Source organism: Corallococcus sp. CA047B (assembly GCF_003612065.1).
Classification (GTDB): domain Bacteria; phylum Myxococcota; class Myxococcia; order Myxococcales; family Myxococcaceae; genus Corallococcus; species Corallococcus praedator.
The window spans coordinates 1-11,313 of sequence record NZ_RAWD01000307.1 but is presented as its reverse complement, the minus strand read 5'-3'; the positions used below and the strand labels follow the sequence as shown (position 1 = coordinate 11,313).

Sequence of the window (11,313 nt, the reverse complement as noted above, 5' to 3'; positions counted from 1 at the left end):
GCCCTCACATGACCCCCGACGACGGCCCCGCCTCATCCTCTCCCTGGCTGCGACGCGGCCGGTGGTTCCTTGCCCTGGTGCCTTTGGTGTTCGGGGTGGGGGTGTTGTTCTGGTGGCATGGAAGCGAGGGAGCGGAGATGCCCGGAGGCCTGCCGGAGGCCTCCCCCCTCCCGGAGCCCGAGCCACACGAGGTGGCGCGGGCACCGGCGGGGCGCGCGACGGGGCCGTCCGGGGCCGTGGAGCCGGCGGCGCCGTCGCTGCTCAGCCCGGAGGCCCGTGAGCGCGAGGCCCGGCGCGAGCTGTGGCAGAAGCGCCTGGAGCGCGCGCAGCGTTCGCTGGAGTCCTACGTGGCGGCCACGCGCTATCCGCCCGAGTCCCGGCCCAGCCGCGAGCATCCGGATCAGATGGAGCTGGCGGAGCCGGAGCGCACGCGGCCGTTGAGCCCGAAGGCCGCGCAGGACGGCACCTCCGACGTGCAGCTGCGGCTCAAGCAGGACAAGGTGTTCGTCGTCGGCGATGAGACGGTGCTCCTCACCGTGGCGTGCGAGGACTCGCGCCGCGAGCCGCGTCCGTGCGAGGTGCTGTCCGCGGTGGCGCACGAGGCGGACCACATGCTGGGCTCAGGGGGCGTGGCGGGTGTGCCGGTCGCCTTCGGGGACAGCGGTCAGGCGGGCGACCTGGTGGCGGGGGACGGGATGCTCACCGGGAGCTTCCAGCCTTCGAGGCAGGGCTTCGCGATGTTCTCCGGCACGCTGCGCGTGGACGTGCGGGTGCGCTCCGGCTCACTGGAGGACGCGACGTTCTTCGACGTGCTCTACACGCCCTCGCCGCCGGCCACGTTCACCCGCCGGGTGCGCGAGGTGCTGGAGGCGGGCTCGCTGGATTTGTACCTGACGGTCCAGGTGCGCAAGGCGGGCCGGTACGTGGTGTCCGCGCGCCTGGATGACGAAGGGGGCGTGCCGTTCTCGTCGGTGTCGTTCAACGAGGAGCTGGCGGAGGGCGTGCAGGAGGTGCGGCTCAATGTCTTCGGCAAGCTCATCCGCGACGAGGCCCCCACCTTCCCGCTGACCCTGCGCGACGTGGAGGGCTTCCTGCTCAAGGAGATGGGGGACCCGGACCGCGAGCTGATGGTCACGATGCGGGGCCCGGTGCACACCACGCGTGACTACGCGCTCCACCAGTTCTCCCCCGCCGAGTGGAAGAGCCCGGAGCGCGACCGCTACACGAACGAGCTGCGGAAGGACGTCGTGGAGGCGCAGAAGCAGCTCGACGCCGCGCTCGCGGACAAGCCCGCGCCCTGAGAAACGGACCCGGGCGCGGTGTGGCCGCGCCCGAGCTTCAGGACTCGGGCGGGTGGAACGCCGGAGGCGCGGTGGCGGCTTCGGCTTCCAGGAGGTCGGCGTCCTGAACGTCCTCGACGTCGGCCTCGGCGCTGGCCAGCACCGCGGCGTCCACCGGGAGTCCGGCGGCCTGCGCGGTCGCGTCCAGGTCCGGTGCCACCACGACGCTGTCCTCGTGCGTGAAGGCCGGCGCGGTCGCGTTCAGGTCCTGCGCCACCACGACGCTGTCCTCGTGCGTGAAGGCCGGCGCGGCTTCGGCCGGGGCTTCCGGCTGCGCCGCCTCCTGGGCTTCAGGGGCGGTCTCCAGCGTGAAGTCGTTCACGTCCGCCAGGAAGTCATCCGGTGGCGGGATGTTCATCGACCCTTCGGCGTACTCGACGTCCGGCACGCTGTCGTCCAGCGTGGCCAGGAAGTCATCCGAGCCCGCCGTCGCTCCGGACGCGTCCAGGTCCGCGTCGTCGCCGGACTCCTCGCTCAGGGCGCGCAGCTCCTCGTCGCTCAGGCCGGACAGGTCGCCCGACTCCAGGAGGAACAGCAGGTCCTCCGCCTCCTGCGCGGAGACGGAGCGGGGCATCGTGTCCAGGTTCTGGAGCTCCCACGCGGCCGCGTCGGGCGACAGGATGTCGGACGGGTCCATGGAGGGATCCGTCTCCACCTCCTCCGCGCGCCGGGGAGCGTTGGCCAGCCGCGCCTGCATGAGCGGCGTCGACGTGGGCATGCCCAGCCGCTGCGCGTACGAGGGCGCGGACGCCTCGAACTCGCTCACGCCCGCGAAGGCGCGCAGCTGCGAGTTCTCCATCAGGGCGGCCCGGGGCTCCGGAGCCTCCACGCCCGCGCGTCCGTGCGCCGCGTTCGGGGCGGCTTCACCGGGGCCCAGGTCCGCGAACAGCGCGCTGTTCAGGTCGCCCTCGGCGTCCGCCTGGAAGTCGCTGTCGTCGGAGAAGCCCCGCCGCACCGGGTCCACCGGCGCCAGGGGCTCCTTGCGCACCGGGGCGGTGACCTCCAGCTGCGAGGAGATGGAGTAGGCCCGCGATGTCGAGATGCCAGAACCCACGCGGCGGATGGAGGTCATGGTTCTCCTCGGGTGATGGCCCGCACGTCGGGCAGCTTCTGGATTGTCCGCCGGGCCCGGGCGGAGTTGCTAGGGGGGTCCCAATGAATCCACCTGGGGACGGCAGGCGAGCAGCGCGAACAACAATCGGCCGCGATGACCGATACCTTCTCCTGCCTCCCGTGATGTGATCAGGTGCGACATCCTCCCGGTTGCCTCCAAGTCGTCGATCGCCATGGTGCCCACCCTTCTTCCAGGACTGGATTCCTGTTCAGCTCCGTCCCGCGAAGCCGGGTACGGTCGCACTGGCGGTCCCCCCGAAGCCCCTCACCGGAAGTGCGGGGCGGGGACGGGCGCGATGTCGGTCGGCGGACACGGGAGGGCCATGGGGCACAGGGAAGGCACCTCCGAGCGTCTTTCTCAGGAGAAAACCCGGCGCGGGTGTCCCGGGCGCGAAGAGGCATGGCCGCTGGCCTCCCGCTTGCTGTACGGGAGCCCAGCCAGGAGGCGGCAGTCATGAGATTCGAGAGCGCGGGGCAGACCCACATCGGGCGGCGACCGCACAACGAAGATGCGTACTGCGTCCTGCCCGAGCGTGGGTTGTTCGTGGTGGCGGACGGGTTGGGGGGCCAGGAGGGCGGCGAGGTGGCCAGTCAGTGCGTGGTGGACACCTTCGCGGGCTTCAGTGACCGGCTGGACAAGGACCGGGACGGCACGTGGCCGGACGCGGTGGATCCCGCGAAGAGCCGGGAGGAGAACTACCTGGCCGCCTGCACCGCGCTGGCCCAGCGCACCCTGCGCGTGCGCCGCGTGGGCAAGCTCAAGGAGATGGCCTCCACGGTGGTGGCGCTCGCGGTGGGAGAGCGGAGCGCGGCGGTGGCCCACGTGGGCGACAGCCGCCTGTACCGCCTGCGCGCGGGCCGCCTGGAGTCGCTCACCCGCGACCACTCGCTCATCGAGGAGCTGCGCGCCGCCGGCCGCGAGCCCCCCGGCAACCCGGCCAACCTGCGCCACCTCATCACCCGCGCCCTGGGCACCGAGAACGCGGAGCCCACCGTGCAGCGGCTGGAGACGCAGCCCGGGGACATCTTCCTCCTGTGCTCGGACGGCCTCTATGAGCCGCTGGGCCCGGAGCTGCTGACGGAGCGGTTGCAGGCCGCGTCCGCCCAGGCCGCGTGTGATGCGCTCGTCTCCGCCGCCTACGATGCCGGGGGCCGCGACAACATCACCGCCGTCGTGCTGCGCGTCGCCGCGGCCTGATCCGCGTCAGGACGCCAGGACTCACGGAAGACAGGGCAGTGGACCCGTCGGGTCGGCGGGTCCCGGCGACCCATCGGGGCGGGTCCAGCCGGACGGAGGGGGAGTCGTCAGACACAGGGACTTCAATCCTTCTCCATTTCCGGGATAATCTGGGGCTCCCCCAGCGTCACCCCCCTCCCTCGACCGAGTGCCCGTTGCGTATGACGCTTAGCCTTGCCGCGCGCTTGACCGCGGCGCTTACCGCCGTGGTTATCGCCCTCACCCTTGGCACCGTGTCGCTGATGGGCCTGTCGCTGCGCTCGCGGGTGGAGGCCGAGATGGTCTCCGCGCTGGGGCGGGACGCGACCCGCTGGCAGGCGCTGAAGGACCAGGAGGTGCGGGTCCTCACGGAGCTGTCGCGCGTGGCGGCCACCCAGCCGGCGTTCGCCAGCGAAACACTGCGCGCGGCGTCCGGCGGCCCGGAGGCGGCCCTCCTGTTGGGCAATCAGCGCGCGGTGCTGGGCGTGGACCTGCTGGCGCTCGTGCGTCCGGATGGAACGCTCCTCGCGTCCACCCGGGAGGGCAGTCTTCCCGGCCTGGAGAAGGTGGTGCGCAAGCAGGGGCAGGTGTTGTTGCCGGCCACGGGCGCGCCCCTGCTCGCGGTGGCCCAGCCGCTCCAGTCCAACGGCGCCACGGTGGGCTATCTCGTGGTGGGGGCGGAACTGGGCGCGGACGACCTGGGGCGCCTGGGCGCGGGCAGTGAGCAGTTGGAGTCGCTGCTGCACGCGGGCTCGCGGCTGGTGGCGCAGTCGGTGCGCACGGTGTCGGCGCCCGCGCTGCTGTCGGCGGCGGCCTCCGGCGTGGCGGATGGCGGCGCGGTGGACGTGGGCGACGCGGCCCTGCACCTGTCGCGGGTGGACGTGGGGGACGGGGTGGAGCTGGTGCTCGCGCGAGGCTCGGCGGCGGAGTGGGCGCGGATGCGCTCCACGCTGGTGGGCGTATTCGGCATCGGGTTGCTGGTGGCGCTGCTGGCGGGCGCGGGCGTCTTCCTGCTGGTGCGGCGGATGATGGCGCCCCTGCACGCGCTGACGGCGGCGGCGGCGCGGGTGGTGGCGGAAGGGGATTTCAGCGGCACGCTGGAGGTCCACTCGAAGGATGAGATTGGACAGCTGGCCACTTCCTTCGGGGACATGATGGCGCGGCTGCGCGCGGTGCTGGTGGCGCTCAAGGGGTCCGCGCAGGAGCTGGAGGCGACGGCGCTGGAGTTGGCCACGTCCGCGTCGGACCAGAACCTGGCGGTGACGCGGCAGGCGGCGGCGCTGCACCAGACGCAGATCGCGGCGCGGCAGCTCCAGGAGAGCTCCCGGGCGGCGGCGCAGCGGGCCACGGGCGTGCTGCGCGAGGCGGAGAAGGCGGGCGCGGTGGGGCAGGCGGGCGAGTCCGCGGTGGCGGGCAGCGTCGGGGGCCTCACGCACATCCGTTCGCAGGTGGAGCGCATCTCCAGCACGGTGTCGGAGCTGCGGCAGCGCACGCGGCAGGTGGGCGACATCACCGGCACGGTGAAGGACCTGGCGGACCAGTCCAACGTGCTGGCGCTCAACGCGGCCATCGAGGCGGCGCGCAGCGGCGAGTCGGGGCGGGCGTTCGCGGTGGTGGCGCGGCAGATGCGCTCGCTGGCGGATCAGTCCGCGACGGCGACCTCGCGCGTGCAGTCCATCCTCGGCGACATCGGCCGGGCCATCTCCGAAGCGGTGAAGACGAGCGAGGGCGGCTCGCGCGAGGTGGAGGGCGGCCTGGACCAGGCGAGGGCGGCGGGTGAGAGCCTGCGCGCGCTGGCCATGGTCATCCAGAACAACAGCGAGTCGGTGAAGAGCATCGCGGACATGGTCAGCCAGCAGGACGCGGGCATCGCGGAGCTGTTCGCCGCGCTGAGCGACCTGACCCGGTTGGCGGATGAGACGGTGGAGCGCGTGGCCACGAGCGCCGTCGCCGCCGCGCGCCTCACCACCGCGTCCCATGACGTGAGCACCATCGTGGGTCAGTACCGGCTGTGACGGTGGGACGCGGGGCGGGAGGGACGTCGCCTCCTCGCCGCGAGGTTCCGTACCGCGGGTCATGCGCTGCTTCGCGGGGCGGTGACGGCCGGGCGCCTGCCGCTTCCCGCGACGAGCGCCCCGTGCCGCACGAAGCGGCCGCTTCGCGGTGCCGAGCCAGGGCGTCACGACGAGGACGCTTGATGCGCGCCCCCGGTTCGTGGCTCTTCGGCTACCCCGCCTCGCCGCCGTCGATGGCGTAGGCCGCGCCGGTGATGGCGCCCGCCGCCTCCGAGGCGAGGAAGAGGCACACCGCCGCGACCTCCTCCGGCTGGATGATGCGGCCCATCGCGTTCATCGACGCCAGGGCCTCGCGCGCCTGCTCCTCCGTGCGGCCCGTCGTCTTGGAGACGGCGGCGGTGGCGCCCGCGAACATGTCCGTCTCCACCCAGCCCGGGTTGACGTTGTTCACCGTGACGTTCTTGCGCGCGTACTCCACCGCCAACGCGCGCGTCAGGCCCAGCAGCGCGTGCTTGGACGCGCAGTACGCGGACGTGTACTTCGCCCCGCGCGTGGAGGTGATGGATCCGATGTTGATGACCCGCCCGCCGCCCGCCGCCACCATCGCCGGCATCAGCTCACGGCACAGGATGAACGGCGCCGTCACGTTCACCGCCATCACCTTCGCCAGGTCCGCGGTGCTCGTCTTCGTCAGCGGCGCGGAGACCGTGATGCCCGCGTTGTTCACCAGCACCCGGGGCGCCCCGCCCGCGAGGATGACCTTGCACGCGGCGAGCAGCGCGGACTCGTCCCCCACGTCCACCGCGTGCGTGCGGATGCGCTCGCCGCCCTCCTTGCGCAGGGCCTCCAGCGACTCCGCGGATCGCGCCAGCGCCCACACGTCATAGCCCTCGCGCGCGAACGCCAGGGACACCGCGCGGCCAATGCCCCGGCTGGCGCCCGTCACCACCACCGTCTTCGTCGTCTCGCTTGCCATGGGCCGGAAGCATAGCCCCGCGCCCGCCTCGCGTTGACGCGTGTTCGCGCGGGCTGGGGGCTCCGTTCCCTTCCCGGCGTTCCTGCCTCCACGCGGATTCTTTTTCGCCGCCCGCGATATGCGCGCGAAGGCCGTGCGTTTCATGGCGCAGCACCACCGGGCCAGGATTCGCGGGCCCGGTCGGTTTCCTCAGTCACTCCCCCCTGACGAAAGGGCTCCTGCTTCCATGCGCCTGGCGCATGACGACGGGAGCGCCTTGCCCGAGGCACCATGAGCGTGAAGTCCGTTGAGCGTGGCCTGTTGGTTGTTGCATCCCTGCTGGCGTCCACCCAGTCCTTCGCGGCGCCGCCCGCGGGTGCCACCGTCAATCCGCGCGTCCTGGGCACGCGCGCCATCGTCGCGTGCGACGCCGTGGAGAAGTCCTGCGGCGTGGCCAGCATCTCCTTCCCCGCGGGCATCAGCGGCCTGGTGCCCTATGGCCGCCCGGACGTGGCGGTGGCCACCATGTTCTACCCCTCGGTGGATGACGCCGAGGCGGTCATCGCCCGCACGGACGCGGGCGACACGGCGCAGACCGCCGTCGACTACGTGTTCACCGTGGATCCGTACGCGGACTACCGCCAGCTCGCCGCGGTGAAGCTCAACGCCAACGGCACCATCACGGTGGGCCAGAAGACCGGCGCGCAGAACGCCCCGGAGCGCTGCGCCGTGAAGGGCACCACCTTCGTGGTGCAGGCCAACAACCAGACCAACGCGCTCATCTGCACCGCGATGGCCGCGGGCTTCCAGAGCGCCAAGGGGAGCCTGCCGCAGCGGCTGCTCGCGTCGCTCAAGGCGGGGGCCCTCGTGGGGCGGGACCGCAACGGCGAGCGCTCCGGCGTCATCCGCGTCTGGACCTCGGAGAACGAATCGACCTTCTACACGAAGGTGCTGGCGGACGCCGTCGTGCACAACAGCCGGACGGCGCTGAAGGACCTGGACGTGGAGATGAACCGCTACCAGGCGGGCATCGCCGCGCCGTACGCGTCGGACCTCATCCCGCTCGACGCGGCGACCGCGAAGACCGTGAAGACCGCGCTGAGCAAGACCGGGCACTACGCCGGTGTCGTGGACGGGACCTGGAACGACGCCGCCGAGCAGGCGCTGTCTGACTTCAACTGGAGCAACCTCTTCTTCCTCAAGCCCACGGTGGTGGTGGGCGGCCAGCGGAAGATCGATGGTCCGCTGGTCAACTTCCTGCGGGACGCGGACCCGAAGGCGCTCATCCCCGGGGGCGAGTGACGCAGCGAGCGCGGGTTTGACGGCTCCGGGAGTGCGACGTTAAGCACCCCGGCATGCCCCGCGCCGACATCACCGACCTGTTCCGCATCGACGACCTGCTGTCCGCCGAGGAGAAGGCCGCCCGCGACTCCGTGGCCCGCTTCGTGGACTCGGAGGTGCTGCCCATCATCGGGCGGCACTTCCGGGACGGCACCTTCCCCGCGCATCTGGTGCCAGGGCTCGCGGAGCTGGGCGTGCTGGGCGCGAACCTCCAGGGGTATGGCTGCGCGGGGATGAACACCGTCAGCTACGGGCTCATCCTCCAGGAACTGGAGCGGGGGGACTCCGGCCTGCGCAGCTTCGCGTCCGTGCAGGGCTCGCTGTGCATGTTCCCCATCCACACCTTCGGCAGTGAGGAGCAGAAGGCGCGCTTCCTGCCAGGCATGGCGAAGGGAAAGCTCATCGGCTGCTTCGGCCTCACCGAGCCCGACTTCGGCTCCAACCCCGGCGGCATGCGCGCCCGCGCCCGCAGGGACGGGGACACCTGGGTGCTCAATGGCACCAAGGCGTGGATTACCAACGGCTCCATCGCGGACGTCGCGGTGGTGTGGGCGAAGACGGAGGACGGCGGCGCGGAGTCCGTGCGCGGCTTCCTGGTGGAGAAGGGCATGCCGGGCTTCAGCGCCCGGGAGATTCCCGGCAAGTTCTCCCTGCGCGCGTCCCTCACGAGCGAGCTGTCCTTCCAGGACGTGCGCGTGCCCGAGCGCAACGTGCTGCCCGGCGTCGTGGGCCTCAAGGGACCGCTGTCGTGCCTCAACAACGCCCGGGCCGGCATCGCGTTCGCGGTGACGGGCGCGGCCATCGCCTGCTTCGAGGGCGCGCGCGAGTACGCGCTGTCCCGCGCGCAGTTCGACGGCAAGTCCATCGCCGGCTACCAGCTCACGCAGGAGAAGCTGGCGGACATGCTCCAGGAGATCGTGAAGGCGCAGCTGTTGAGCCTGCGGCTCGCGCGCCTCAAGGACGAGGGGAAGAGCAACCCCGTGATGGTGAGCCTGGCCAAGCGCAACAACGTGAAGAGCGCGCTGGAGATCGCCCGCGTGGCCCGGAGCATCTACGGCGCCAACGGCATCACGGACGACTACCCGCCGGTGCGTCACATGCTGAACCTGGAGAGCGTCTTCACCTACGAGGGCACCCACGAGGTGCACACGCTGGTGCTGGGCAAGGCCATCACCGGCATCGACGCGTTCGGTTGAGCGTCGACGAAGACGCGTTCGGTCGAACGAAGGTCGGCGGTGGAAGGGCCGCGCCGCTCCCCTCGCTCCCGGGTGGGAGGAGGGGAGGGCACGGGAAGGAAATCAGGACTGCGTGCCGCCTTCGGTGCCGGGCTCCGGCTCGGAAGCCGCAGCTTCGGTTTCGGCCTCGGCCTCGGTGTCCTCGGACGCGTCGCTGGCCTCGGGGGCCTCCGGCTCGTCGGGGATCTCCGGCGCGGTGCCAGCGGCCTCCGCGGCCTGCTGCGCCTTGAGCTGCTCGTCGTTCATGAAGCCGACGGGGCTCTCCTTGCGGTTGAAGAAGCGCACGGCCTTGGCGGACAGCTGGAACATCTGCTCGGCCGCGGCGGCGGGCACGAGCGAGTGTTCAATCTGCGCGGGCTCCGGACGCTCCACCACGCCCAGCTCGCCATCCTCCAACTGCTTGGCCTGGACGGGGGACAGCTCCATGCGGCGCAGCTTCCCCTTGCGCGTCATGAAGTAGAACGTCGTCTCGCCCGGCTCCTGCGGCACCTGGGAGCCCAGGACCAGCTCGCGCAGGGCCCGGTCCAGCTCCACCTGCTTCTTGGACTCGGCGCGCTGGTAGGCCTTGGAGCCCGGCATGGGCGGCAGCTTGGGGATGGGCTTGTCGGTGGTCGCGCCCGGACGGCTGGACGCGGCGAACCCGCCCTGCGGTCCCCGGAAGCCTCCACCCTCGCGGCGCGGCGGGCCTCCAGCACCTCCACCACCCTCGCGGCGCGGCGGACCTCCGGCGCCTCCGCCTTCACGGCGCGGTGGGCCTCCGGCGCCTCCACCGCCCTCACGGCGCGGCGGACCTCCGCGGTCGTCTCGACGCGGCGGGCCTCCCGATGTCCGATTCTCATCACGTCCCCGGTGGGCGGGCGCGCGTGGAGCGCTCCCCCGGCTGTCTTCAGGGGGGGAGGCCGGGCGTCGCGGAGGCGTGGGAGAAGACTCGGTCTTCTTGGCCTGCTCCTCGGAGACGAGGCCCGCTTTCAACAACTTGTCTCGCAGGTTCTGCATGGGTTGGGCGTTCTATCCCTTGCACGGCTGCACGCAAGCCACCGCTTGCCGCTCTTGTGGGCCCCACGTAACTTGCCGCCCCCGCCGTCCTGTTGTGGAGGTTCCGTGAGAAGTCTGCCGAAGTCCGCCGCCGCCCTTGCCCTCGTCCTGGTCGCCACCGGCTGCTCGGACCCCGTGGACAAGGCGGCCAAGGCCCGCATCTTCTCTCCGGAGGACCCGCCGAAGGTCGTCGCCTCCGCGAAGCAGAAGCTGCCGCCGGAGGACGTCGCGGACAACCCCCAGGTGTCGCGCCGCATCCTGGGCATGGACGCCGCGGAGGTCACCGAGCGACTGGGCCCGCACTTCTTCCAGTCCACCCTGAGCTACGAGTGGGCCGGCCCCAACGGCAACAACCCCGTGAAGCTCACGGAGACGCGCTCCTTCCGCGCCGGCCCCGGGGGCGTCAACGGCGACTTCCACGGCATCCTGGAGAACTCCCGCGACCAGGGCCTGGAGGTCATGCGCGTGCAGGGCCAGGTGTTCGCGCGCAACCGCTACGGCCCCTACCGCCAGCGCCTGCGCGACCGGGGCATGGCCGAGCGCACCCGCACGGAGCTGACGGGCGCCATCCGCGACTTCGACAGCCTCTTCCAGGGCCGTATCAAGCTGACCCCCGCCGGCACCGTCACCCACGAGGGCCGCACCGCGTGGAAGTACGCCGTGTCCCTGGGCCCCGAGCAGCAGGGCGTCGTCGCGCAGAAGATGCCCGCCGCCTTCGCGCCCCGCGCCGGCGCGGATGAGACCACGAAGCGCCGCGCCAACTTCTTCACGCACCGGCTGCCCCGCTCCCTGGAGGGCGAGGTGCTGGTGGACGCGGACACGTCCGTGGTCCTCAAGGCCCGGCTGGATGGCCGCATCGGCGTGCCGCAGGAGAAGACCCCGGAGGCGGCCGAGCTGCGCATGACGCTGGAGTCCAGCCTGACGGAGATTGGCAAGGACCCGAAGCTTGCGCCGCCCCAGGACTTCCTGCCGGACGCGGACAAGCCCCAGGGCATCGCGGACGCGCTGGACCACTTCGGCATCCCGCGCGGCAAGCCCGGCGACTCCCCCTCCACCCACGGGG

The 11,313-nt window shown here is 71.9% G+C and carries 9 protein-coding genes; 6 read left to right on the top strand and 3 right to left on the bottom strand.

The features are described from left to right. On the top strand, positions 1-1,301 hold a 1,301-nt coding region (locus D7X74_RS33345; protein ID WP_370450831.1), incomplete at its 5' end, for a hypothetical protein. A gap of 37 nt (positions 1,302-1,338) precedes the next feature. Here the strand turns inward: D7X74_RS33345 and D7X74_RS33340 are convergent. After that, positions 1,339-2,412, bottom strand: coding sequence for a hypothetical protein (locus D7X74_RS33340; protein WP_120537043.1), 1,074 nt, complete (start codon positions 2,410-2,412; stop codon positions 1,339-1,341). A 495-nt stretch (positions 2,413-2,907) separates the two neighbouring features. Here D7X74_RS33340 and D7X74_RS33335 point away from each other — a divergent pair, with 495 nt between their 5' ends. Beyond that, positions 2,908-3,651, top strand: coding sequence for a PP2C family serine/threonine-protein phosphatase (locus D7X74_RS33335; protein ID WP_120537042.1), 744 nt, complete (start codon positions 2,908-2,910; stop codon positions 3,649-3,651). Positions 3,652-3,896: 245 nt separating this feature from the next. Further along, positions 3,897-5,684 carry a methyl-accepting chemotaxis protein gene (locus D7X74_RS45110; RefSeq protein ID WP_304984938.1) on the top strand — a complete coding sequence of 596 codons (1,788 nt, stop codon included), beginning with the start codon at positions 3,897-3,899 and terminating at the stop codon, positions 5,682-5,684. Between the two features lie 211 nt (positions 5,685-5,895). Here the strand turns inward: D7X74_RS45110 and D7X74_RS33325 are convergent, their stop codons facing one another. Then, positions 5,896-6,660, bottom strand: coding sequence for an SDR family NAD(P)-dependent oxidoreductase (locus D7X74_RS33325; protein WP_120537040.1), 765 nt, complete (start codon positions 6,658-6,660; stop codon positions 5,896-5,898). Positions 6,661-6,936: 276 nt separating this feature from the next. On the opposite strand from D7X74_RS33325, the gene D7X74_RS33320 reads away from it, so the two are divergent. Beyond that, positions 6,937-7,941, top strand: a complete 1,005-nt coding sequence (locus tag D7X74_RS33320; RefSeq protein WP_120537046.1) for a DUF1028 domain-containing protein — start codon at positions 6,937-6,939, stop codon at positions 7,939-7,941. Between the two features lie 53 nt (positions 7,942-7,994). Continuing rightward, positions 7,995-9,176, top strand: a complete 1,182-nt coding sequence (locus D7X74_RS33315) for an acyl-CoA dehydrogenase family protein (protein WP_120537039.1) — start codon at positions 7,995-7,997, stop codon at positions 9,174-9,176. 102 nt (positions 9,177-9,278) lie between these two features. Here D7X74_RS33315 and D7X74_RS45105 read toward each other — a convergent pair whose 3' ends face one another. Beyond that, positions 9,279-9,794: a DUF2058 family protein gene (locus tag D7X74_RS45105; RefSeq protein ID WP_304984937.1), complete on the bottom strand. Its 516-nt coding sequence runs from the start codon at positions 9,792-9,794 to the stop codon at positions 9,279-9,281. Between the two features lie 522 nt (positions 9,795-10,316). Between D7X74_RS45105 and D7X74_RS33305 the strand changes: the two genes are divergently transcribed. Further along, positions 10,317-11,313 (top strand): hypothetical protein (locus D7X74_RS33305; protein WP_199741951.1); only part of this gene is annotated, 997 nt, incomplete at its 3' end.